Below are 24,355 nucleotides of genomic sequence, written 5' to 3' on the forward strand. Positions count from 1 at the left end.
TTATAATACCATTTATTCTCATTTAATTAAATAGTTGAATGATTAATATTTTTTATCTTACTAGTTAGAGAAATTTAATTCATCCATGTCGAAAAATACAGAATTGTGCGATTGCCCGAGAAATAATTCGTGGATCAGCTCTATTTAAACACTCCAACTGCCATAACAGAAGTTATAAGCATGTTATAACAGCATAATTTAAGAAACATGATCTACTTTGAATTTTTCATATGTTGTATTTTCTGAATATAGCTTTTAAATTTGATGGTTGACACGATTAAAAAACCCAGCTTATTAATCAAACTGGGTTCAGCTCATGAAGATTTAATTTATCGTTGAATTCCCATCTCGGTCAAACGAGTCGCCTTCACAAGATAAGAAGCTAGACTTGGGAACAATTTTGCAGCCCCAGGATATAGACGATTGGTCTTGGCAAAAGCCAGCTTCTGGATACGTTTAGCCCGTTTCAGCAGCTTGCCAAAATGATGGTTCGCCTCCAAAGTATACTCGCTCTGCCACTCATCATAGGTAATCTCAGATCTTAAATATCGATCTGTTACAGTCGAGCAGATGATAGATGATCTTAACGCGATAGACATGCCGTCACCACATAATGGAGGAATCACCATTAACGCATCTCCTATATGAGGGAAGATTGACCACGGCTCGGGAACCGTAGATAATTTGACCGGAGCAATGGATACCTGCGATCCTGGGGCAGGGACCCCTGTGCTCAGTCTGACCGACAGCTTCTCATTATCCTGTGCTGCCGCCTGTAATATATCGGATACGGACTTCCCAATACGCTGAACCGTCTTTAGTGGAAGCAGCGCAGCGACATTCGCCTTCTCTCCTCCTTCGATAGGAGATATTCCAACATAACCGCCTTCACAGAAATACAGCTCCACCCGCGGCTCTGTCTTGATGCCAGTATAATGAGATTTAACGCCGACATAAACCTCCGAATCTAGTGGGACATCGATCTCCATACCTTGAACAAACTTGGGTCTAGGGGTTCCATAGGCGCCGATAACAGATCGGGTATGATAGTGGACGACATCCTTTCCTTGCCGTACGGATACTCGATAGCTGTGGTCGTCAAGCTGTACAATATCCAGCACCATCGCTTTGGTTACGATGCTTGCACCCGCCTCGATGGCTTTTTGATGCAGCATCATATCCAGCTCATATCGGCTGATTCCCCAGGCTTTGCCTGGAAGGGCTGAATCGATCTCGCCTCCATTTGGCATGATGATCTTTGCACTGTCCATCACGCTGGGCTCCACTTGAAAAGCGAACGGATCAACACCCACATAAGCCAGCATCTCTAAAGTCTCCGGTGACATGAACTCCCCGCATGTTTTATGCCTTGGAAATGCTTTGCGGTCTAACAATACCGTGGTATATCCCATACCTGCAAGCTGTACAGCACATGCGCTTCCCGCAATTCCTGCTCCTATGACAATGATATCCACTTGTTGTTCCATGTGTAATTCATTTTGGTTGTCCATATGCCTCACCTTCCCTTCTTCTGTTGGCGCCTCTCTCTTACTGTCTTGGGATAATTACGGCATATCGGAACAAGGGCTTCCAGTTATAGGTCATGGATTGATGATCAAGCCGTTTTTGCAGCTCCTTCCAATCCGAGCCTTTGAATCCTTTTGCGACGGACAGCGGTCCATCATGCCGTATATAACGATTTCTCGATATGATCCGTGTTGTAATCCATACTGCTGTATAGGAAACGGTATGCCTGTGAATATCATTGATCACAACCCCGTATCTGGACGCACGCAGCATATGGGATACGATCTCAACGAGCTTCTCACCGTCAAAATGATGTACAAACTGGGAGCCTGTGACGATATCTGCTGATGCATCCGGCAGGTCACATACATCGGCCTGCAGGACAGTGACTCTGTTCTCTCCCTTGAATAGAGCCCTTGCTTCATCACATGCTTCTGGTGTCATGTCTACAAGCGTGATACTCAGCTGGACACCGCGTTCATCGGCCCAGCGAAGCAGCTTGCGGTTTACGTCTCCCGACCCTGCACCAACATCCAGAATTGACAAGCTGCTCGGCCTGCCCATCTCCTTCCACAGCTTCTCAACTCCATATTTCGTCGGTCCTGGAGCCGCGAAGATTTTATTTAATCTCCTTAAATGTTTGAGCGCTTCGGTCAGCTCCGCTCCGCCCAAGGAGAAATCATCCATCAATTCCTCTTCCTTCGCTCTCCGATCCAGCTTCCTAAAGATAGACATGATCTGCCTCTACAGATGAAGAACTGTACGAAGGAACATAGGTGAATCTCATAAGCTCAGCCGTTAACCCGGGGCCAAATGCCATCGCCACACCTTCTGCTGTCTCACGCCGCTGAGATCTCAGCTCGCTGCGCATCGCATCCAGCACAAACATAATGGTCACAGAAGACAGGTTGCCGTAATTCTTCAGGATGTCTCTGCTGTATTTGGTCTGATCGTCACGAAGTCCGAGGACTTCCTGAACCGAATCCACAATTCCTCTGCCACCCGGATGAATAGCATATAATTCAGGCTGTGGTGCACCTTCGAGCAGATAATCCATTTCTTCGGCTAGATGGGTTCCGAGCAGCTTGGGAATTCGCGGAGACAGATACAGATCAAAGCCGGTGTTTCCCACATCCCAGGTCATATCCTCGGCACAATCCGGTAATAGAACTGAGTAGCCCTTACCCAGCTGATAGTAATGCTGATGCTGATCTTCAGCCATGCTCACGACACATGAGGAAGCGCCATCTCCGAAGAATGAAGCGGCGAACAGCGCTTCCCGTTCCATCACGGGTTGAAAATGAAGTGTACACAGCTCCACACACACAACGAGTACTTTCGCACTTGGATCGCCTTGTACTACATCCCTTGCTGCTTGGATAGCTCTCAGCCCTGCCGCACATCCTTGGAAGATCAGTGGAATACGTGTCATCCGTGGGGATAAGCCCAAATGCTTGATCAATAGCACATCCAGCCCAGGTAAGAATTGTCCGGTACAACTGACGGTAACCAAATGCGTAATTGCCTCAGGTGCCGTATTTGAATCTTTAAGTGCTTTTTCCGCGGCCTGGATTCCAAGCGGGACCGCTTCTTTTTTATATGTATACATGCGCTCTTCCGTAGTTGGAACCTCTCGATCTTGAGTGTAAGGCAGATACTCACAGTCCTCTGGGTTCCCTGTATAGCTGGGCTCACATGTATATCTCATCTCAACACCACAGGATCTGAATATTCTTCTCGCGAAACGAGCCAGCTCTGGCTTCTCGCCGAGTGTTGATTCCATTAGCTTGGCTGCATCTGTCTGTGACAAAGCATGAGTAGGAAGTGCAGTCCCAAGTCCTATTATAGAAATACGTGAGTTTAACATATCGTTCATCCAAATTTTCCTCCTAATATTTGCGTATATGCCTGTAGATAGAGGTCAGTCCCCACACTCAGAATTTTGTACAAGCCCTTCACTACTCCATATCTTCTGTTGACAACGTACTTTTTAACCAATTTTAGTTACATAAAATGTTAATAAAACGGTCATCACTGTGATGTTTTTTATATTTTTATCCCCTGTTTTAAAACTATTTACCCTTACCAACTCATTTGGAATCTTTAAAATAAGAAATAGGAGGCGAAAAACAGAATTCGCCCGCCAAAAATGTTGAGGAGGAAATTTATAAATGGAAAATGTTCTGGTCCAAAGCAAAAAGAAATTCCACTTTCGATTGCTGCTTGGAATCGTATTGGCATTCATCACATGCTTGATTGTTGCAGAGATTGCCTCGGCTCATGGTTACATAAGTGCTCCGCAAAGCCGGGCTTATCTCTGCCATCTTAAACAGAACACAAACTGTGGTAACGTACAGTATGAGCCCCAATCCTTAGAAGCAAAAGGTAATTTCCCTGCAGCAGGACCTGCCGACGGACAAATTTCAGGAGCTGGAATCTTCCCACAAATGAATGAACAGTCTCCTACTCGCTGGACGAAAGTCAACATGAATACAGGACCAAACACTTTTACGTGGACACTTACAGCCGCTCATGCGACTACTGAATGGAAGTACTACATTACTAAACCGGGCTGGGATCAGAACAAAGCGCTCGCACGTTCCGATATTGAATTGTTCTGTTCGATTAATGACGGTGGCAAAAGACCTGACTACACAGTGACGCATTCTTGTAATATTCCTTCTGACCGCAGCGGCTACCATCTTATTCTTGCCGTATGGGAAATCGCAGATACAGGAAATGCATTTTATAACACCATTGATGCGAACTTGAATGGCGGAGGAGGAAACCCTGGGGATACAACTGCACCTACAGCACCAAGTGGACTGCACTCTATGGGTGTTACTGCGAGCTCCGTCTCCCTGATGTGGTCAGCATCTACAGACAATGTTGGTGTCACTGGATATGAAATTTACAGAGGCTCCACATTGGTTGCTACCGTATCTGGTTCAACCCTGACATACAATGCTACAGGTCTTACAGCCAACACAAGCTACTCCTTTACAGTTAAGGCGAAGGATGCGGCGGGCAATGTATCTGCTGCGAGCAACGCATTAAGCATTACAACTTCCGGGGCGGGTACTCCAGACACGTCTGCGCCTTCAGCTCCAAGCGGGCTGCATTCCATGGGTGTTACTGCGAGCTCTGTCTCCCTGATGTGGTCAGCAGCTACTGACAATACAGCAGTAACGGGATATGAAATCTACAGAGGCTCCACACTGGTCGCTACGGTATCCGGTACTACCTTGGAATATAATGTCACGGGTCTTACTGCCAATACGAGCTATTCCTTTACAGTAAAAGCCAAGGATGCGGCAGGCAACATCTCTCCTGCGAGCAATACACTAACCCTCTCCACTTCAGCGCCGCCTTCAACGACAGCACCTGCATGGACACCAGGAACAGCGTATAAAGTGAATGATCTTGTAACTTACAACGGAGTAGTGTACAAATGCCGTCAAGCTCATACGGCTTTGGCTGGATGGGAACCCGCAACCACTTTAGCGCTTTGGATCGAGAATTAACACATATGCAGTGAGTTAAAAAGATTAACAAAACAAACAAAGCTCCTGCTTTCCTGGAGCTTTGTTTGTTTTATTGTTTTAATATTTTTTCTATCAATTCATTTTATAATCTCCTAAACTGCTTTAATCCAGAGTATATAATTACAGTCCTTGTTCTATTGCATATCTGCCCCAGTGAGGCCGGCTACCATCCCTGTCTGTAAATCCATACTCATCAGACAATCCCCATGAGCTGAGTGCAAGCCCACTCTTCTCATGCACCTTGGGATCTGCCGCGAGACACGCAGCTGCCTTGCCTACATAATCAGGTGTTTCCGAAGCAATGAAATGTGGCTCCGTACGCACTGCATCTCTCCAGTTCTCTTCGGTTACACCGAAGTAATCCAACATAGCTTCTGAACGCAAAAAACCGGGGGTAAGTGCCAGCGCTGTTACGTTATGCGGCTTCAGTTCTTCGGCCATAGCCTTTGCCAGATGAATAACCGATACTTTGGCTAAGCTGTAGTAAAGATTACCTCGATATTTATCATCAATACCGTCCGTTATTTCTATGATTAACCCTTGCTTCCTTGCTACCATCAGCGGCGCTCCAAATTTGCTGGTGATCATGTGCGAATGGACTGCCCGCTTCTGCATCGTTAATCCATCCTCCAGCGAGTGCTCCCAGAACGATTTGGACCAGTCTGTCAGCGGATCACCTCCCCACACATCATTTACGAGGATATCCAGCCGCCCTTCTCTTTCTCGGGCGACTCGCTCAAACAGCCGCTCCACCTGCTCAGGATCTGTGTGATCGACTTGGGCTGCAATTCCAATTCCTCCTGCCTCAGTCACCAGCTCTGCCGTTTCTTCAATGGTTTCCGTTCGGTTCATATCCGATTTATCCTGGCGAGTACTGCGTCCCGTACAATAAACTGTGGCACCGGCCGCTCCCAGCTGAACGGCAATCGCCCTTCCTGCTCCGCGGGTGGCACCTGCTACAACTGCAACTTTATCTTTTAAGGATGTCACTTATTCTTTCACTCCTCTATTATTCTTTTTTCTTATACATCAGGACTTCTGTAGTCCTTCCTACTTATTGTAAATGTGAAATATGACAATACCTGTCGTAGTTAAATCCAATCATTTTCATGATACCTTTAGCTGATTTAATCAAGAGTATGTATCATTCAAAAAAACCGCTGAATGGAATTAATCATTCCTTTTCAGCGGTTATCGGATTATGCCTCTCAGCGATAAATATTTTAGGCTTTACTCTACTTCCAATTTTCTAGCTGCAGGCAGATCCGTGACAGTCGGTGCAGGAGATACCTCTTCTTCTGCAATCAATCCAGATTTCATCACCAGTAGAGCCTGCTTTTTATTGAAAAGTCCTTCCCATCTGGCAACGACAAACGTCGCTACGGCATAACCTATCAAGTTAATTGTCGTACGGAAATTCCCCATAATCCGGTCTGGAGCCAGCATTAGTGCAACAGCTGCGATGGGGATGAAGCCTGTGCTTGCAGCCGTTGCGGACAGGGCAACAAACGCAGAGCCCGGTATACCTGCCATTCCCTTGGATGTAAGAAGCAGCACAGCAAGCAGCACAAGCTGTTCGTACAAGCCGAGATCTGTTCCTGTTGCTTGGGCCAAGAATACGAGTGCGAGTGACAAATAGATTGAGGCTCCGTCAAGGTTAAAAGAGTAGCCTGTGGGTACCACCAAACCTACGACGGATCGATCACATCCTGCTTTCTCCAGCTTCGTCATCAGCTGCGGCATCACCGCTTCTGTAGAACCGGTAGCGAAGGAGAAAATAATTTCCTCCCGAATCAGTTTGATTACTCCCCACAAGCCAATGCCCACAAAGAGCCGCATTATGACTTCAAGAACAAGCAGGAAAATGAAGCATGCAGCCGCCATGGCCAGAAACAGCTTGCCGAATGAGAGCAGGGTCTGCATTCCATATTGACTTACCGCATAAGCCATCGCTCCAAAGGTTGCAATAACGGTCAGCTTCATGATGAAGCCCATAATTTGAAAAATAACTTTGCTGACATGATCCAGCAGATCAATCAGAAAATCAGAGGTTCGGCCCCCGATCCGAACGAGTGCAAAACCGAATAAGCAAGAGACAAGCAGAACCTGCAGCATGGCATTGGATGCGAATGCCGACACGACACTCTCAGGAATGATGTTCATGATAAACTCGGTTTTTGTTGGAAGCTCAGAATTGTTCGTGGCCTGTCCAACCGCGTCAACGGACAGGCTGGCCGGGTCCACATTCATGCCTTGTCCTGGCTTCATGACGTTTGCTGCCACTAAACCGACGATGAGTGCGATGGTGGTAACCACCTCAAAATAGATTAAGGCCTTTCCGCCAATTCTGCCGACGGTTTTGATGTTACCTACCTTTGCGATGCCAAGCACAACGACGACGAAGACAAGCGGTGATATAATCATCTTAATTAATTTGATAAATCCGTCACCGAGTGGCTTGAGTGCTATTCCGAAGGAAGGCCAGAAATAACCTACCGCAATCCCCAGTGCAATGGCCACTATGATTTGAAAAAACAATCCTTTGTAAAAAGGCTTCCTCTCCATCGTTTGTGCAACCTCCACAATAACGCCCCCATATCCATCCTGTTATTTTTTTATAACTATATGCCGGGCGATATATGACGTCAATTTATCTAACATAATTTTGGAGAAATGCTTATTTAGCAAAAATAAACTAGGCATGCTACACAAAAAATACAAGTATATAATATAATTAATGGTATTAATTGTTATTTTATTTGATATTCACGTTACCTTCGCTATCATTCTGTCATTTCCATTAAAAAGAGCCGGATCGCAAATGCAATCCGGCTCTTTTCCATAATCTATCTCCCTATTATTTAGAAGAATGATGCTTCCTATTTACAATAGACTCCAGCTTCTGGGAGATCATAACCCGTTCATATTTCAATTCCCATATCCGTTCGGTTACTTTGGCTTTCTCCGCTTCATCCTTCTCCAGACTTAACTGCTTAAACAAAGATAACAGCTCGTCATTCAGCGCGTCGAATTGCAACCATAACTCATTTCGCAATACCGGTGTATCCATATTCTTCTTCTGCTCTGTATAATTCTTCATCAAATTTATAATTTCTTGCTGCCATTCTGTGTCATCAATTCGGATCGCATAATTTAGGAGATCCAAATAATCATCTATTTGTAATGAATTCGTCATCCGTTGTATTGTCATGATTGATCCAGTGTCTCCTTTACTCTCTTTTACCGAGTATTATACTAGGTTTTATAAGAATTTCAAGAGGTCAAATGATTTTCATGTAAGAATGGATTTACTTTCGGTTACGAATTGAGTCCTTACCTTTATTGTCTTTGTCTATATCATTCTAATCTAATTTAATTCACTCCCATGTGATATACCTCACATGTTTGCGTGACGCCGGAATTCATTAGGAGTAACCCCATACTCCTTTTTGAAGACACGGTAAAAAGAGCGCAGGCTGTTGAAGCCTGAATCAAAGGCGATATCGGTTACGGCATCCGTCGTAGATCTTAGCAGCATGTGAGCAAACGCCGCACGCAAACCGTTGATATAATCACGGAAGGAGACATGGAACTGCTCTGAGAAGATTCGGGAAATAAGATATTTATTAATGGCAAGCTCTTTTTCTAGCACATCCAATGTAAGGGGTTCCAAAAAGTGACGATCTATATAGGCTAAAATTTTCTGAACTTCATCTACTTCTTTCAAATAATCTACTTTACGCAAGGATAGAAGGGGCATAGCGTGCCCTAGTATGACCGAGGTGTAGGCCTTCAGCAGGCGCTGCTCGCCCTGTTCTTTATAGAGATGATATAGCGTCCACATGAATTTATTCAGCAGGTCATTCTCCTTAATCATAGGACGACTCGGAGCAGAATGAAGCAGATCCCCTGTATAATCCCCCGGAAAGGCAGCATCGAAGAAGATGAGCATCATTTCGCTGTGCTCAATGGTCTTATAGCTGTGAGGCTGATTCGGAAAAATGAGGAGTATGTCCCCTGTCGTGAGCAAATAGGTGTCGCGGCTGATATTCGCCTGCACGCTCCCCGAAAGAATTGTGGCGATCTCGACATTCTTGTGCAAATGAAGCGGATACGTGTTATTCCTGGATATAAATGAATGGAACTGCTGGTCACGCTGTTGATATTTAATCTTCATATACGATCCCTCCGACCCAGTGTAGAAGCACCTGCAAATTTTACATATCACGTTAACAAAAACATAATATGAGCTTCCTCCTAAGTACAAGTGAAAAGATCAATTTTTGGCACGTAAGCGCAAAATAGTGGCAGGTAAATATTTACCAAAAGCCTTAAAGTATATAGTTGTAAGGAAGATCTATAAGGAGGAGTGAATGGCGGATACGTAACCTTCTATCTAACTAAACAAATCGAAGGGAGACAACTTGCATATGAAATCAAATCATAAGCGATTCAAAGGATTAATGTCTATCGGGTTGAGCTTTTCGGTAGCGCTTTCAATTATGGGTGTCCAAGCCCCTTCTGCTGCCATGGCTCTTGAGGCCACTAAGAAACCTGTTCCTGATGCCTCTGTTCTTGCATTTCCGGGTGCGGAAGGCGGCGGGGCTTATGCAACAGGCGGCCGGGGTGGAGATGTATACATCGTGACTAACCTAGAAGATTATAAGGAAAATGAGGAGCCTATTGAAGGCTCTCTGCGGTACGGTATCTTATCCACGCCGCAAGAAGGACGCACCATTGTCTTTCATGTTTCCGGCACGATTGAGCTTGAGAGCTCCTTGCGTTTAAACAATATTAAAAATTTGACGATTGCAGGCCAAACCGCCCCTGGTAACGGCATAACGATTGCGGGCTGGGATACGAACATCAGCAATTCAGAAAACATCATTATTCGTTACCTATCCTTTAGGCCCGGTGCTACCAACGTATTTAATGGCAGTGATTCCATGGATGCACTCTGGGGCAGGGACAATAAACAATTTATAATTGACCACTGCTCCTTCAGCTGGAACACAGATGAGACCTTGTCGTTATACCGGGGTGAGAATGGGACCGTTCAGTGGTCGATCATCTCCGAAAGCTTGACACTATCTGGACATTCCAAGGGGAGACATGGTTATGGCGGCATAGCGGGCGGTGACAAAACGACATTCCATCACAATCTATACACGAGTCATACGTCCAGAAACCCCAGACTCGGGGGTGGATATGCTGGTAAAGCAGACAAGGATCATGTGGCCGTTGTCCAATTTGCTAACAATGTAATCTACAATTGGGGCTTCAATGGCACATACGGTGGAGGCTTCAATTTCACGAACTTTATGAACAATATTGAAATTGCAGGTCCCGGCACCAGGGATAATGTATCCGATCGAGTCATTGATGCAGGAGAGTCCGGCAAGCTGGGCGGCTTTTATATTTCGGGTAACCGGATCAACGGTAAGCTCACTGGCTGGCTGGATGGTTCATCGGCTTATGTAAAAAGCTCGGGTGACGCAAGTGGTGATCAGTTAACGACATTTGCAGCCGAGCCTTATTTATCCGCGGACAGCACAGGGGTTAATCACGGCGTAACGAACAAGGGCTTCGACCAGCATGTCCTCCAAGGCGTATTCGATGCCAATGAACATTTGCTGAGTACCATTCTTCGTCAGGCCGGAGCAACGTATCCCCGCCGAGATGCCATCGATGCTCGGATTGTAGCCGAAGTAGAGCAAGGTCTCGGAAGATATATCAATACGGAGCACGAGGTTGGTGGATATATTAGCAGCTTCGGTGTCATCGAAGATCAGCATTCGGATGGATATGATTCGAACCTTAATGGAATTGAAGACCAATGGGAGAAGAAGAACAAAATCTGGGGTGTTGAGGATGCATACAAGACCGTTACGCGTTCAGGCTATACTTGGCTCGAGCTATATATAAACAGCCTGGTTGATATGGAGCACGCTGCGGAGAACCCTGAAGCGAAGCTCCAAGCACCTTCTAATAATGAGCAATTTAAGCTCGGAGAACCTATTCAGGTTAAAGTCAATGCTGCTTCCAAGTTCAAGAATAAAATCGAGAAAGTTGCAATATACAACGGATCTGAGTATCTTGGAGACGCTGTGAAGAGAGGAAATACGTATCAGTACACGATCAAGGGACTGAAGGATGCTTCTTACTTTATCTCTGCCAGAGTGACCGATTCAGAGGGTCATGAGACACAAACGACAGCTGCCAGCATTCATGTGAATACGAGCGATCAGACGCTTGATCAAGCAGGCTGGTCTTCCAAGGACATCGGCTCACCAGATCTCAGAGGCTCGGGTAGTATAACCGAAGGAGTTCTGACGGTAAAAGGGAACGGTAAACTAGGCAAAAGCGAAGGCAGCGGTGAACGTTCACCTGAGCGAGATGCTGCCAAGGACGATTTCCATTTTGTATACAAGAAGATGAGTGGCGATATGGAGCTTACCGCAAAACTGGAAGACATCGGCTCAATCGATAACCACGCTTTTACTGGACTGATGATTCGTGAGGATCTCCGTATGGACAGCCCGGCGGCCGTACTTGGTCTATCTTGGGTGAAGCTGTCGAAGGACACCAGCTGGTCAGCTTATCTGGCCGGTAGAAATCAGGCGGGAGCCCCATTTGATGAGCTGACTGAGACGCTGGATAGTCCAGCGGCAGCTGAATCTGCCGGCATCCAGTTGTTAGCCGACATTCCTTTCAAAGTGAGCGGTGCCTCACAGGGATACTGGCTCAAGCTTGGCCGAAAGGGCGACACTTTCTATGCTTATGGTTCTACGAACGGAACCGACTGGAGTAAGATCGGGGAGAAGACTGTTGCCATGCCGGACTCCGTTTATGTCGGCTTTGCGGTTGACAGTAATGATGTTGCTAATGAAATTGAACAGTTGAATTATGCAAAGTTCTCTAATCTTTCCTTGACCGAGGGCTTTGATCCTATAACTAATTAGTTGATGAAGCCATCATATAATTCTTGTTCCTATATGCAAAGCGCCGGCTGCGACTTACAAGCCCCGGCGCTTTTATTATGATAATCAAAAACAAATAGCCGCAGATAAGCGGCTATTGTGGTCATTTTTATTTTACAATCGTATCAATATATACTCCCGAATGATGACTAGCTATCCAGCGTGTACAGTGGCAGATCTGCTGGTAGTGAAGCCGGACGCTTACACGTACTCTTCATGGTGTAGTGATGACCATCATCTGATGCGTCATGGAAGGCCCACATGGCTTCAAGGACATGATAAGCGAGTTCACCGCTGGCCCGGTGCTCACGTCCACTCCGAATGGCATACGCCATATCTGCCGGTCCAATTCCCCGTGTGTTCTGATCGTAGCCTGGCAAGAGCTCAACCTCTTCCCAATCCTGCTCTCCCATACGCTTCAGCAGTACAGGTCCGCCGAACGTATTCGGATCCGGCACACGAAGTGTCCCTTGTGTTCCGTAAATCTCAATATTAGGAAGCTGGCTTCCTCCAAAAATATCAAAGCTGGTTACAATGGTGCCGATGGCACCTTGTTCAAACCGAAGTAAACCTGCGACATGGGTAGGAATTTCCACTTTGATCTTCTGACCGTACTTCTTCTCACTGCTGATCGTACGTTCTTCAAGCGCCTTACCTGTCATCCCTGTAATGCTCGAGATCGGCCCTAGTAATTGAATGAGTGCAGTCAGGTAGTAAGGCCCCATATCAAACATCGGGCCTCCCCCTTTGGCATAGTAAAATTCAGGGTCCGGATGCCAGAATTCATGACCACGGCTCATCATAAAAGCGGTCACTGCTACAGGAGTGCCGATAAGTCCCTCTTCTATGATTTTCAGTGAAGTTTGGATGCCTGTGCCAAAAAACGTTTCGGGTGCAGAACCAACGAGCAGTCCTTTCTCCTTTGCAGCCTGAAGTACCGCAGCTCCCTCTTCCCGAGTAACCGCCAGAGGCTTCTCGACATAAACATGCTTGCCCGCTTCTATTGCCTGCAGACAAACATCTGCATGCACGGCGGGAATCGTCAGATTGATGACCAGCTCAATCTCTGGATCATTCAACAGCTCCTGAACACTGACCGCTCTTGGTATACCGTACGCCTTGGCCTGCTCTTCTGCTCTCGACAGGTCAAGGTCAGCACAAGCCACTAATTCAAGACATTCGAATTTATTACAGTTCTCCATGTAGATGCTGCTGATTTTACCGCAGCCGACAATACCTACCTTTACTTTATCCATCGAATGCTGTTCTCCCTTCAACCCATGTAAGGTCTCATATTAGATCTGACTATCGCCCATACCTGTATATTGTATTGCCTTACCCTGCTTCGCCGCAGCTGCTTGCTTACCCTCTGCAGCCCACAGGAAGCCACGAACCATGATTTCTTTGACTTGTGGCATTTCCACAATATCCGCGTGATGACCAAGCGAATTGTAGAACACTCTCCCTTGTCCCCAGCGCTTCGTCCATACGACGGGCATATCAACAGCACCGTTCGTAGAATGCGGCCCCTCTACAATCGGGAATCTTGTCGTAGCCAGCACCTCGACAGCGGGATCAATGTGGAGGTAATACTGTTCACTTTTCACTTGGAAATCTTCAATGCCAGCAAGCAGTGTGCTGGAGCTGTTCTTGATATTTACCGTATACTCCACTCCGTCGTTACCCGGATGGGCTACCCACTGGCCACCCGTCATAAACTGCCAGTCAACATTCGTACGGAAGGCATCACACATTCCTCCATGCAGCCCTGCCAGGCCGACCCCTTCCATTACAGCGGTAGAAACGTTGCTTGCGAGCTCCTTCTCAATCTCACCCATAGTCCAGCAGGGAATGATGAGATCTAAATTCTTCAGTTTCTCCGCATCACGATAGGCTTCAAGAGTATTCGCGACTTCCACCTCGAAATTCTGCTCCGTCAGCCATGCTTTAAACAATGCTGATACCTGTTCTGGCTCGTGGCCGTCCCAGCCGCCCCATACGATTAGTGCTTTTTTCATCCTGATACACACTCCTTAAACGTTATTGGATCAAACAATGGACTCGTGCTAAACAACTGATCAACTGATCAATACTCGGATCATTTAGAGATCTAAGCGATTAGGACTCTCTTAGACATCAGCCATTTCAGACAGCGTCACCCAGCGGCGTTCTTCCACCGAGCGCTCTACCGCTTCAAGAACCGCCTGACAGGCAACTCCGTCATGGAAATTGGGCACAGGCTGCCTATTCTCTTCAATCGCATTCATAAATTCCACAACCTCATGCGTGAAGGTATGATCAAATCCAATCGGATGTCCTGTAGGCCACCATGCCTCCGCATACTTATGAACCCCATCTGTCGCCATGACGCGGCGGAAGCCCTGCACATCCTCTGCATCATTTACAAAGTAAACCTCAAGCTCATTCATTCGTTCAAAATCAAACTTTACGCTGCCCAAGCTGCCATTAATTTCAAACGAATTAGTGCTTCGATGACCCGCCGCAAAGCGGGTTGCCTCAAAGCTGCCGATGGCACCGCTTTCAAACCGGGCTAAGAACAGTGTCGCATCATCTACGGTTACGGGTCCTTTTTCCGTGCTGCTATTGCCCTTCGCGGTAAGTCCTGTCATCTCTGATGCAATCGGACGCTCCTTAATGAAGGTCTCGCTCATACCGATTACTTCTGTAAACTCTCCAACCAAATAGCGAGCCATATCAATCAGGTGTGCTCCCAGATCGCCATGTGAACCAGAGCCAGCAATTTCCTTCTGTAGTCTCCAGACAAGCGGGAATTCAGGGTCCAAGATCCAGTCCTGCAGGAAATTCGCACGGAAATGATAAATCTTCCCGAGTCTGCCGCTCTCCACAAGATCCTTGGCCAGCTGAACCGCTGGTGAGAAACGATAGTTAAAGCCAATCATATGCTTAATGCCTGCTCTTTCGGCAGCCTCCAGCATTTCGCGGGAATCCTTAAGATTCAGGGCAAGCGGCTTTTCGCAGAAAATATGCTTGCCTGCCTGTGCTGCGGCAATGGCAATTTCTTTGTGGACATCACTTGGCGCATTGATATCGATAAGGTCGATATCTTCTCTAGTTACAAGCTCTCTCCAGTCGGTCACACTCTCCTGCCAGCCGAACTGCTGCTGCGCTTCCTTTACTCCCTTGGGGTCACGGCCGCAAATGACCGACATTTCAGGTTTCACCACTTGTGGGAAGAACATAGGGACACTGCGATACGCATTGCTGTGCGCCTTACCCATAAATTTATAGCCAATCATACCTACGCGAACAGAACTCATGAAATTACCCTCCTGTACGTTATTTGGATGAATCTCGAACGATCAGTTCAGCTTGTAACAAATATCTGGGATGCTCCTTAAGTACCTCGGACCTATTGGATGGACCTTCACATGCCGTCAGCATCAATCGTGCAGCCAGCTCCCCCATCTCATAAAAGGGAACTCTAACACTGCTGAGCGGAGGTACACAAATGTCCGCAGAATCCGAATCATCGTAACCGACAATCGCGGGGAAACGATGCTGATCCGGGAGTAATTCCCTCAGCCTCTGAAGCAGACCGACAGCCATCCGATCATTTGCAACAAAGACGGCATCGACCTCTTCAATCCTTTTTGCAATTTCATCACCTATGGCATAGCCGCTTCGTCTGCCAAAATTTCCTTCAAATAGAAGTCTGTCATCCCGTTCAAGACCCCTCTGCTGAAGCGCTTTCTCATAACCCTTGAAACGATCCAGACTGTTTGAATACGTGAGTGGTCCGTTTAGAAATGCAATTCTGCGATGACCTTGATCAATTAAGTGCTCAACAGCCATTCGGCTTCCTTCCTCATGATCTACATCCACTTCCGGGAAATTCTCCCCGTCAAAATGCTGATTGACCACAATAAAGGGATGCCCTGACTCCCGCAGCTTTCGAAGGGCTTCCCGTTCTCCCGGCTCATCCTTTGCACCGAGCACAACAAGAGCATCTACCTTCTGCATCCGGAAAAATGATTCATACTCCGGTGTTTCCTCTCCACTGCGAAACAGAACCAGAAGATCGTAGCCTTGCTCCCGCACCGTATTTCCCATGCCACTGAGTATTTCAGAGAAATAGTAGCTTGAGAACAGTCTTGCCTTCGGAATATAAGGCAGAACTACGCCAATATTCCCGCTCTTGCGGCGGGCAAAGCTGCGCGCGAGATTACTGGGCACATAACCAAGCTGGTTGGCAGCATCCAGAACTCTGATCCGCGTCTCTTCTTTAATAGGACCCACGCCATTCAGTACTCGGGAAACCGTAGCCTCAGATACACCCGCTAAATCAGCAACTTCTCTTCGTGTTGCAATAATAGATCCACTCATTTCCTTATCTAATGTACGCGCGTACATTTTCTCATGGAGAGGTCCGATTGTCAATTGATTTGATACATATTTTACAAAAATAATACGCCCATGATCTCTACCAGACCCTGAATAAATTCTTTTTTCATGGTCTTGTGTTAGAAGTTCATGAGCGTATATATGGATAACGGTTTATACTCCGTTTACATCAGCCTTGATTCATTGCTTCTTTTACGGAGCCCGCAGCATTTTCCGTTTTACTCGCTTTGGGCTGCTTCTTCAGCGTGCTGCCAGGCGCAGATTCTGAGGACTGGGCTTGTCTGACTTTATGCAGTACCTCTTTGCCCGGAAGAAAATGCTGTGTTCTTATGTAGCGGATGGTTCGGGTCTTGGCTCTCATGACAATCGACTGCGTCTCGGCTCTGTCATCTGCCAGGTATCTGACTCCGCCGAGAATTTCACCTGGAGTGACTCCCGTGGCTGCAAAAATAACATCGTCCTTGCCGATCATATCCTCCATTGTCAGAACTCGATAAGGCTCCGTAATTCCCATCTTCAAGCAGCGCTGATATTCATCAGCATTCGCAGGCATTAATCTGCCCTGGATCTCTCCTCCGAGGCAAGACAGCGCTGCAGCAGCAAGCACTCCTTCCGGCGCCCCTCCTGAACCGACATAAATATCAATCCCCGCTTCCGGGAATGCCGGCGCCATCGCTCCAGCCACATCTCCATCACTCAGAAACTTGATTCGAACGCCTACTTTGCGCAGCGTCTTAATGATGCTCTCATGGCGATCGCGGTCTAGAATCATAACGGTCAGATCAGAGATGTTCTTGTTTAACTCAGTGGCCGCCTTGCGCAGGGTAACATCGATCGGATCCTCAATGCTGACTTTACCAACCAGCGCTGGTCCGACCGCGAGCTTCTCCATGTACATATCGGGAGCATGAAGCAGATTCCCTTTGCCTGCAACAGCGATAACAGATAACGCATTATTAAGTCCCTTGGCTACAATCTCGGTTCCTTCCAGCGGGTCCACAGCAACATCCACTTCCGGCCCCTCACTATTGCCTACTTCTTCACCGATATACAGCATTGGAGCCTCATCCATTTCCCCTTCACCAATGACTACCGTTCCCTTAATGGATACAGAGTCAAACATGGCGCGCATCGCCAGAGTGGCGGCCTCATCCGCACTATTCTTATCCCCCCTGCCCATCCAAGGAGCTGATGCCAATGCAGCTAGTTCTGTTACTCTGACTATCTCAAGCGCCAATTCACGTTCCACTATGCTTCCACATCCTTTCTCCCATTTGAGTCTTATCATAATAGAATAGGAAACATAAATCTACCAAATCATCCCTTATTTTATAATGAAATGGATGAATTTTGAATGAATATTCCCTTCATACAAGTGAAGAGTTAACCGTTTCTTGGTCCCCATAGAATAATTGCAACCCCCGCAAGATAAATGAAGGAGCCAAGCCAATCGTAGAAGTCCGGTGTTTTCTTATCGACTCCCCAGCCCCACAATATTGCCATAATGACGAAGACGCCTCCATATGCTGCATACACTCTGCCAAATGTGGGAAATTGCTGCAGCGTAGGAATGATGCCATAGAGTACAAGAATTAAGCTTCCTGCAATTCCATAGAAATAATGTCTTCCTTCTCTGAGCCACAGCCACACTAGATATCCTCCGCCAATTTCGGCAAGTCCGGCAAGTATAAACAAAATGATAGATACACCCATTGAGATTCTCTACTCCTCTATAATGAAATGATCGGATTAAGTATTCATCCCGAGGCTGTCATGCACCTCAATTTTATGTCATGAATTCCATTTGAATCGAATTCGCAGCTCAATAAAAAAAGGCAAAGAGCCTCATTCAATAATGAATGTACTCTGTGCCTTTTGTCTATTGAATTATAGCCTTAATGAAATCTTATCATGATAATAATCCAGTATCCACTTATTTGGCAGGTAAATATTCTGTCGTGAACACTTCACTTACATCTAAATCTTTGGTCAGCAAGCCGATCTCCAGCAGCTGATCCTTAAGCTCATTCCATCGAGCCTCGGTCATATAGCCCATGCCGTTCGCTTCCGCGTCGTAGCCAAATACAAATTCTCTTTGTTGTTCTTCTCCGAAGGCAATCTCATCTTCTGCCAGGTTGGTATTAATTTCAAGAATCTTTTTATTTATCTGTTCATAATTCTCTTTATAATTGTACCAGCCTTCTACCGTACCGTTAATGAACGCTTTGACTGTCTCCGGGTTCTCCTCTAAATATTTCTCAGTGGTGTATACTACGGCAGCATATGGTTCATATCCGGAATCAGCAATGAGCTTCGTTCCTACCTGAATGCCTTGCTTCTCCACAACATACGGTTCACCATTAACGAAGGACTGGCTAGCAGACTGAGGGTCCTCAATAAAGTTACCATGCTGACCTGTATAAGCGACTTCCTTAACCGTATCCAGACTGTACTTATGCTTCAAGAATTCCCAGTAAGGCTGCCCTTGCTGAATAAATACAGTTCTGCCGTTCAGATCGTCAAAATCTTCAATACCGGACTCTTCATGAAACATGAGAGCCTGCGGGCTGATCTGAAAAGTCGTCGCCAAGGCGACGATTGGAATGCCTTCTTCACGAGCAAGCAGAATCTGATCCGCATGGGCTACTCCGAATTCCGCTTTACCGGAAGCAACGATCTGAATGGACGAGACCTGAGGACCTCCCGGTTCAATCGTTACGTCGAGATTCTTCCCTTCATAAATCCCGTTCTCTTCGGCTGCATAGAACCCGCCATGTTCCGACTTAGCGAACCAATTAAGCACGACCTTAACTGGAGTTACTTCGCTTGATTCGCCCGAGGCACTCGTGGTATCCGATCCCGTGTCTCCGCCGCCGCATGCGGTTAAAGCTAACGATACAGCCAGAAGCACTCCGCTTATCTTTGTTCTATTATTACTCCACTTTACCGGTTTCTTCCACATTACCCTTCACACTCCGCTCATCTTTTTTAGATATACTGATATTTTTTGAGTGATGTTCTGCTATATTTGACAGCTATTCGTCGGGGCTCCAGTAACCTTCATGAACAGCGACGATCTCATTTGCCAGCTCCGGGAACGGCCCGATCACTTCAATTTCTTTTTGTCCTTTGGCAAAGATCTCACGGCAAGGCATGTCAAAAGTCGGATTCTGGGGATCATTGCCTGTCAGCACCAGCAGTTCCTTCTCGGAGATGCCGTATACGACCCGCCCGATATTTCCCCAATACATCGCTCCTGCGCACATGGCGCAAGGCTCTGCTGTCGTATACAAGGTACATTCCCATAAAAATGCAGGGTCATATGTATGGGATGCTTTTTCCATCAACGCAGTTTCAGCGTGACCCGTACAGCGATGCTCCGTAATCTCGACATTTCCCTGCTCCAGCAGGATATTACCTTCTTTATCTACGAGCAGCGCGCCAAACGGTGTATTCCCACTCTCTCTGGCCAAACGTGATACTTCTACACAGCGCTTCAAAAATACAACATGATTGAGTTCCACTGTCTGACTCCCCATTTTCTTCTCCCCTTACCTCTCTGAATATGATTTGATATTAGATGAATGGCCAATTAACGTCAATTAATCTTACATATATTTATCATTTTGAATAATAAGTGTCGATATTTTTGTGAAAAAGCACATATGCGTCTGGGATTACAAAATTAGATCAAAAGAAAACTCGCCTAACTCTATGCCAATCATTATTTTAATTAACACGAAGTGTAATATATATGATAGGTCATAGGAAGAGTTATATAACCTATATTCAGATTGTTCATCTTAGCTAAAACCTCTCCGCAAACAAAACAAAGCTACCGTTTCATCGGCAGCTCGCTATATGTTTCATCTGATCCATTTTTTTCTCCAGCAATTCTTTTATAGTAGTACCCTCTTTATCTGCTCGGCAATAACCTCATAATGCTTGTTAATAAAAATATGGTCTCCTTCAGTTGGTTCCTCCAGCGAAAGTACATCATGGATGATCCTCCGGCCTAAGGAAAACAGAACAAGTGGATCCTTTTCATAGCTGCCCCCTCTATTCCAAAGCCCGGCTAAGCTCTTGATCTGCTGGGTTGGGTGCTTCTACGTTATCTTTGCTGCTGTCAAATTTAATCTTGATTCCTGGAATTAATCCAACAGTAAGCACAAGAACAGATAGGATGTAAGCCGTCAACAACGAAGTATTGCTCATGACTACGCCTGCTAAGGAGGACCCGACCAACATTGCACCCATGAACATAGGGGTTATAGTTCCATTTATGCGTCCAATCATTTGTTCATCAATTTTGGTAACGAGAAATGTCGAGATAATTACATTTACAAAAGCAAGACATAGAGAGCTAAAAAAGCTAATGACCAGGGTGAGCCACAGCCAACCTGATAATACCTCTCCAAGTGTTGTGATATTCAGAAGAACAACGCCTAGAACAAGCGTACGATTTTGATCCAGCTTGCTGCTTAATGCGGCCGCAATGCCTCCGCCGATGAGCAGCCCTAAGCCAGATGCACCCGTTAGATACTGAACCGAAGTTTGTTCTAGACCGAGTCGCTCCGTAATCAGAAAGATTTCTAAAGGGCTGATTAGACCCGAAGATAATCCCAAAATTATAAATAAGAGAGTCAGGAACTTTAGAGAGCTGGACCCCAGAACGTATTTCCAGCCTTCCTTCATCTCACTAATGAGTGAGGAGCGCTCAGCGGCACTCGGTTCGTCTTTGGGCAGAAGCGTTAATATGAGAGCCGAAGAAATAAACAGAACAAGGAGAGAATACATGGAAGCTTGAATTCCGAGTGTAGTATATATGAACGTACCTACGATGGGGCCGAGGATAAGGAATAACGATTGTGAGCTCTGTGTGATCGCAATAGCCGACTGAACATGCTCCTCTTCCACATTTCGTTTAACAATCTTAACAGAGGACGGCTGAGAAAATTGACTGACGATGGATGATACAAAAGTCGCTGCATACAGTGCCTGCCAATATCCTGAAGCCATTACTGCCAGTATAAGCACAATCGAAAGTGAACTGAGAATATCACCAAGAATCATGGTCCGTTTGGGATTCCAGCGATCAGCAAGTGCTCCTCCAATAAAGGAAAATACAAAGATCGGAACGTATTCCAGTACAGTTATAAGCGATACAGCAATCGGATCCCCTTGGGTTTGATCCATAATAAAGTAAAGAATAGCCATATTTCTAATCCAGATCGCTAAATTTTGAAGAAGATCAGAAAAGGTAATTACAAGGAAAGCCCGCTTCTTAAACAGATTATTCATAGCCATCTCCCTTTTTAAACCGACTATTCGGTCTACTAATTTATAAAAGAAAAACTGATAAGTAGATATCAGTCCTTCATTATTTTACTTGTGCTTTGAATTCCCGTCAGCAGGTTTGCGATTCCTAATTTATACAATCTGCGAATTTCTGATAAGTCTTTTTCATAATATAGCGTACCTAACCCGTTAAATAAGCCATTAATAATATACATTAGATCTTGTGGGTCACTGGGCTTTAATTCCTCGCGTTCAATTCCTTGAATGATGATACGCTCATAGGTTACATAAGGGATACGTATAAGTGACAGCATTTCATCCAGCACATCTTGACTGACGACTTGACCGGAAACAAATTCATTAATGGCATGATTCAGCGGGTTTGCCAAATCATCTACATAGTGGTCCGCTAGACCATACAACTTGTCAACGGTAGTTTCGTACTGTGATTCCTTCTCCTGCCAAGAATCCATCCACTCTTGATTATTCAGCTTGATCAAGAACATGAACAGCTCCTCTTTGCTTTTGAAGTGATAATATATACTGCCTTTGCTTCGATTGTTAACGGTACAGATCTCCTCCATCGAAGTTGCATTGTATCCCTTTTGAGCGAAGAGTTCTTTTGTATTTCGTGCGATATCCTTTTTAATCTGAGCTACATCTTTTCTGCGTTTAACTTCGATCGATAACCCCTCCAAAAAACTGACTGGTCAGTCTATTAGTATTATAACCATAAAACAGTGATTTTCCAATATGTACCCACTTACATATCACCATATTTACACGTAATTTGCAAGCTGCGTTAAACGTAAAGTTTTGCTAAGTTTGCTGAGAATGTCACCATCTTTCATAGAAAATATGACGACTAATCTAGCGCCCGCGGTTGCGGACATGGTTTGATTTAATCGATTTTGGAATCGTGGTCGGTGCCTGCTTGCATATCCATTTTAGATAAGAACGGATCTTCGGGTCAGCCTGCAGCGCTTCAATGGAAGTCAAACCCAGAACAACAAGCTCCCTGTTCGTAAATAGATGGTGAATTTGCTTATGACATGGAATACAGAGATCCGCCGTCCCCTTGTAGCTTCCACCTAATTCACGTGGGGTCAGATGATGCTCGGTCGTTACGGGTACAATCCTGCCGCATAATTCGCACGGCTTAGCCTGCCTTACTGAATCCTTCACTAGCGATAACCTCCTCCTCTTACTGTTGTAATAAGCAAGTCTATTTAGCTTGAGAAAATTACTTGGTTGATATTCATCTTCAATCCAGAATGGATTTATCTACTTCTCACTGCGCACACTCCCCCTAAAAAAGGATGAAAATGCTAAACTCCTAAAAGGAGCTTAGCATTGATCCCTTCCGTATCCATATAAACTCTAATTTTGTCGGCGATTATTGCGCAATAATTGATTCACTCGTTCCGAACTGACTAACATGAGAAGTGTTAACAGTAATACCACAGCCGGGAACAGGCTGATGCCGAAGTTTGTAGCGATAAGTCCAAATAACGGCGGAAGGAATGTGGTCCCTGTATAAGCAACGGCCATCTGGTAGCCGATTAATTTCGCAGCATGCTCCTTGCCGAATCTTGCAGGCGTCTCATGAATAAATCCAGGGTAGATTGGAGCAAATCCGAGGCCAATGAGAACGAAGCCCGCAAGAAGGAAGATCTCCGGCAGCGGCAGCAATAAGAACAGACCGCCAAGGACCGCTATGAGCTGACCTGCAAGTATTAACACCCGATTGCTTAATTTCAATGTAATAAATCCGGTAATGAAACGGCCGATGGTAATTCCGCCGTAATAGAGCGAAATCCATACTGCGGCAGTATCTGCCGATACATTTCTCTCCCCTACCAGATAACTCGCTCCCCATAAACCGACAGTCATCTCCACCCCACAGTAGAATAAAAAGGCAACCAGTGTGTACTTGACACCTGTCATCCGAAGGGGGTGCTGAGGTTTGGAATTTAGCATCTCCCTGGGCGCCGAGTGAGTGATGTCTTCGACATTCGCTTGTTCCTTCAGCTGATCTGATTGATGCAGCTGAGCCACCTTTTTCCACAAAGGAAGTGTGATGAAGAGCAAGAGTACAAGACTGAACTGAATCATGGAGACGGCGAAATACCCATCTCTCCAGGAATTCTGCTCGGCGATATAATAAGACATAATAATAGGTCCACCGGTTGCTCCTATTCCCCAGAAGCAATGCAGCCAGCTCATATGATGCGCTTTATAGTTAGATGCTACATAGTGATTCAGTGCAGAGTCGACTGCACCTGCTCCTAGACCAAGGGGAACTGCCAGTATAATCAGCCATGCAAGTGAAGGTGCAAATGAGAAGCCAATCAGCGCTCCTGCGGTCAGTATACAGCTGAACAAAGTAATCTTCCCTGTTCCAAAAGCTTGTATTAGCCTCCCGCTTGCGAGACTTGATACAATGGTACCTGCTGCAACAATCATAGACAGCAGCCCTGCCGACTCAAAGGAGGCTCCAATATCAGGCTGCATGACCGGCCACGCTGCACCCAGCATGGAATCCGGAAGCCCAAGACTAATAAATGCTAAATAGATAATAATCAAAAACCAAGTTGCCATTTCTCCATCCCTCTCCTAGCT

At 45.9% G+C, this 24,355-nt stretch carries 21 protein-coding genes; 2 read left to right on the forward strand and 19 right to left on the reverse strand.

Annotated elements, in window-relative coordinates; all coding sequences use genetic code 11:
• Positions 1–329 precede the first annotated feature (329 nt).
• From BK126_RS10655 to BK126_RS10665, 3 genes are read right to left on the reverse strand one after another with little or no spacing between them, the layout of a single operon-like run.
• The gene (locus BK126_RS10655; protein ID WP_256702797.1) at positions 330–1,511 is read right to left on the reverse strand and encodes an NAD(P)/FAD-dependent oxidoreductase; all 1,182 of its coding nucleotides are present in this window, start codon (positions 1,509–1,511) and stop codon (positions 330–332) included.
• A gap of 37 nt (positions 1,512–1,548) precedes the next feature.
• Positions 1,549–2,262 carry an SAM-dependent methyltransferase gene (locus BK126_RS10660; protein ID WP_076312661.1) on the reverse strand — a complete coding sequence of 238 codons (714 nt, stop codon included), beginning with the start codon at positions 2,260–2,262 and terminating at the stop codon, positions 1,549–1,551.
• The gene (locus BK126_RS10665) at positions 2,249–3,403 is read right to left on the reverse strand and encodes a type III polyketide synthase (protein ID WP_076312662.1); all 1,155 of its coding nucleotides are present in this window, start codon (positions 3,401–3,403) and stop codon (positions 2,249–2,251) included. The genes BK126_RS10660 and BK126_RS10665 overlap by 14 nt, the downstream gene beginning before the upstream one ends.
• 295 nt (positions 3,404–3,698) lie before the next feature.
• Here BK126_RS10665 and BK126_RS10670 point away from each other — a divergent pair, with 295 nt between their 5' ends.
• Positions 3,699–5,051 (forward strand): lytic polysaccharide monooxygenase, encoded by a 1,353-nt coding sequence (locus tag BK126_RS10670; RefSeq protein WP_076312663.1) that lies wholly within the window; start codon positions 3,699–3,701, stop codon positions 5,049–5,051.
• Positions 5,052–5,192: 141 nt separating this feature from the next.
• Here the strand turns inward: BK126_RS10670 and BK126_RS10675 are convergent, their stop codons facing one another.
• The 4 genes from BK126_RS10675 to BK126_RS10690 form a co-directional block, all read right to left on the reverse strand.
• Complete coding sequence (locus BK126_RS10675; RefSeq protein WP_076312664.1) at positions 5,193–6,062, reverse strand: SDR family oxidoreductase; 870 nt, start codon at positions 6,060–6,062, stop codon at positions 5,193–5,195.
• A 240-nt stretch (positions 6,063–6,302) separates the two neighbouring features.
• On the reverse strand, positions 6,303–7,655 hold the full coding sequence (locus tag BK126_RS10680; protein ID WP_256702798.1) for a cation:dicarboxylate symporter family transporter: 1,353 nt from the start codon (positions 7,653–7,655) through the stop codon (positions 6,303–6,305).
• Between the two features lie 274 nt (positions 7,656–7,929).
• Positions 7,930–8,283: a hypothetical protein gene (locus BK126_RS10685; protein WP_076312666.1), complete on the reverse strand. Its 354-nt coding sequence runs from the start codon at positions 8,281–8,283 to the stop codon at positions 7,930–7,932.
• Between the two features lie 186 nt (positions 8,284–8,469).
• A complete protein-coding gene (locus tag BK126_RS10690) occupies positions 8,470–9,249 on the reverse strand; it encodes an AraC family transcriptional regulator (protein WP_076312667.1) in 780 nt (259 codons plus the stop codon).
• Between the two features lie 253 nt (positions 9,250–9,502).
• On the opposite strand from BK126_RS10690, the gene BK126_RS10695 reads away from it, so the two are divergent.
• A complete protein-coding gene (locus tag BK126_RS10695) occupies positions 9,503–12,034 on the forward strand; it encodes a pectate lyase family protein (protein WP_076312668.1) in 2,532 nt (843 codons plus the stop codon).
• A 167-nt stretch (positions 12,035–12,201) separates the two neighbouring features.
• On the opposite strand, the gene BK126_RS10700 is transcribed toward BK126_RS10695, so the two are convergent.
• The 12 genes from BK126_RS10700 to BK126_RS10755 all read right to left on the reverse strand — a co-directional run bounded on the left by BK126_RS10700 (position 12,202) and on the right by BK126_RS10755 (position 24,334).
• A complete protein-coding gene (locus tag BK126_RS10700; protein WP_076312669.1) occupies positions 12,202–13,308 on the reverse strand; it encodes a Gfo/Idh/MocA family protein in 1,107 nt (368 codons plus the stop codon).
• A 39-nt stretch (positions 13,309–13,347) separates the two neighbouring features.
• Positions 13,348–14,070, reverse strand: a complete 723-nt coding sequence (locus tag BK126_RS10705; RefSeq protein WP_076312670.1) for a ThuA domain-containing protein — start codon at positions 14,068–14,070, stop codon at positions 13,348–13,350.
• A gap of 111 nt (positions 14,071–14,181) precedes the next feature.
• Positions 14,182–15,351: a Gfo/Idh/MocA family protein gene (locus BK126_RS10710; protein WP_076312671.1), complete on the reverse strand. Its 1,170-nt coding sequence runs from the start codon at positions 15,349–15,351 to the stop codon at positions 14,182–14,184.
• Between the two features lie 19 nt (positions 15,352–15,370).
• Positions 15,371–16,417 (reverse strand): LacI family DNA-binding transcriptional regulator, encoded by a 1,047-nt coding sequence (locus BK126_RS10715; RefSeq protein ID WP_076313495.1) that lies wholly within the window; start codon positions 16,415–16,417, stop codon positions 15,371–15,373.
• Positions 16,418–16,604: 187 nt separating this feature from the next.
• Positions 16,605–17,684, reverse strand: coding sequence for a class II fructose-bisphosphatase (gene glpX / locus BK126_RS10720; RefSeq protein ID WP_076312672.1), 1,080 nt, complete (start codon positions 17,682–17,684; stop codon positions 16,605–16,607).
• Between the two features lie 134 nt (positions 17,685–17,818).
• Positions 17,819–18,148: a YnfA family protein gene (locus BK126_RS10725; protein WP_076312673.1), complete on the reverse strand. Its 330-nt coding sequence runs from the start codon at positions 18,146–18,148 to the stop codon at positions 17,819–17,821.
• Positions 18,149–18,368: 220 nt separating this feature from the next.
• Positions 18,369–19,397 (reverse strand): ABC transporter substrate-binding protein, encoded by a 1,029-nt coding sequence (locus tag BK126_RS10730; protein ID WP_076312674.1) that lies wholly within the window; start codon positions 19,395–19,397, stop codon positions 18,369–18,371.
• A gap of 73 nt (positions 19,398–19,470) precedes the next feature.
• Entirely contained in the window at positions 19,471–19,974 is a 504-nt protein-coding gene (locus BK126_RS10735; RefSeq protein ID WP_076312675.1) for a nucleoside deaminase, read from the reverse strand.
• A 520-nt stretch (positions 19,975–20,494) separates the two neighbouring features.
• The gene (locus BK126_RS10740; RefSeq protein WP_083655850.1) at positions 20,495–21,742 is read right to left on the reverse strand and encodes an MFS transporter; all 1,248 of its coding nucleotides are present in this window, start codon (positions 21,740–21,742) and stop codon (positions 20,495–20,497) included.
• Between the two features lie 62 nt (positions 21,743–21,804).
• Positions 21,805–22,416: a TetR/AcrR family transcriptional regulator gene (locus tag BK126_RS10745; RefSeq protein WP_076313496.1), complete on the reverse strand. Its 612-nt coding sequence runs from the start codon at positions 22,414–22,416 to the stop codon at positions 21,805–21,807.
• 187 nt (positions 22,417–22,603) lie between these two features.
• The gene (locus BK126_RS10750; protein ID WP_076312677.1) at positions 22,604–22,918 is read right to left on the reverse strand and encodes a restriction endonuclease; all 315 of its coding nucleotides are present in this window, start codon (positions 22,916–22,918) and stop codon (positions 22,604–22,606) included.
• 195 nt (positions 22,919–23,113) lie between these two features.
• Positions 23,114–24,334: an MFS transporter gene (locus BK126_RS10755; protein ID WP_076312678.1), complete on the reverse strand. Its 1,221-nt coding sequence runs from the start codon at positions 24,332–24,334 to the stop codon at positions 23,114–23,116.
• Positions 24,335–24,355 lie beyond the last annotated feature (21 nt).

The sequence above is a fragment of the Paenibacillus sp. FSL H7-0326 genome, assembly GCF_001955535.1.
GTDB lineage: Bacteria > Bacillota > Bacilli > Paenibacillales > Paenibacillaceae > Paenibacillus > Paenibacillus shunpengii.

Excerpts from the sequence above, each read along its gene's own strand:
- BK126_RS10695 (WP_076312668.1), top strand. The coding sequence starts at position 9,503 with ATGAAATCAAATCATAAGCGATTCAAAGGATTAATGTCTATCGGGTTG.
- BK126_RS10685 (WP_076312666.1), bottom strand. The coding sequence starts at position 8,283 with ATGACAATACAACGGATGACGAATTCATTACAAATAGATGATTATTTG.
- BK126_RS10715 (WP_076313495.1), bottom strand. The coding sequence starts at position 16,417 with ATGAGTGGATCTATTATTGCAACACGAAGAGAAGTTGCTGATTTAGCG.
- BK126_RS10660 (WP_076312661.1), bottom strand. The coding sequence starts at position 2,262 with ATGTCTATCTTTAGGAAGCTGGATCGGAGAGCGAAGGAAGAGGAATTG.
- BK126_RS10740 (WP_083655850.1), bottom strand. The coding sequence starts at position 21,742 with ATGGCTATGAATAATCTGTTTAAGAAGCGGGCTTTCCTTGTAATTACC.
- BK126_RS10670 (WP_076312663.1), top strand. The coding sequence starts at position 3,699 with ATGGAAAATGTTCTGGTCCAAAGCAAAAAGAAATTCCACTTTCGATTG.
- BK126_RS10690 (WP_076312667.1), bottom strand. The coding sequence starts at position 9,249 with ATGAAGATTAAATATCAACAGCGTGACCAGCAGTTCCATTCATTTATA.
- BK126_RS10705 (WP_076312670.1), bottom strand. The coding sequence starts at position 14,070 with ATGAAAAAAGCACTAATCGTATGGGGCGGCTGGGACGGCCACGAGCCA.
- BK126_RS10735 (WP_076312675.1), bottom strand. The coding sequence starts at position 19,974 with ATGGGGAGTCAGACAGTGGAACTCAATCATGTTGTATTTTTGAAGCGC.
- BK126_RS10710 (WP_076312671.1), bottom strand. The coding sequence starts at position 15,351 with ATGAGTTCTGTTCGCGTAGGTATGATTGGCTATAAATTTATGGGTAAG.
- BK126_RS10655 (WP_256702797.1), bottom strand. The coding sequence starts at position 1,511 with ATGGACAACCAAAATGAATTACACATGGAACAACAAGTGGATATCATT.
- BK126_RS10730 (WP_076312674.1), bottom strand. The coding sequence starts at position 19,397 with ATGTGGAAGAAACCGGTAAAGTGGAGTAATAATAGAACAAAGATAAGC.
- BK126_RS10725 (WP_076312673.1), bottom strand. The coding sequence starts at position 18,148 with ATGGGTGTATCTATCATTTTGTTTATACTTGCCGGACTTGCCGAAATT.
- BK126_RS10700 (WP_076312669.1), bottom strand. The coding sequence starts at position 13,308 with ATGGATAAAGTAAAGGTAGGTATTGTCGGCTGCGGTAAAATCAGCAGC.
- BK126_RS10665 (WP_076312662.1), bottom strand. The coding sequence starts at position 3,403 with ATGAACGATATGTTAAACTCACGTATTTCTATAATAGGACTTGGGACT.
- BK126_RS10755 (WP_076312678.1), bottom strand. The coding sequence starts at position 24,334 with ATGGCAACTTGGTTTTTGATTATTATCTATTTAGCATTTATTAGTCTT.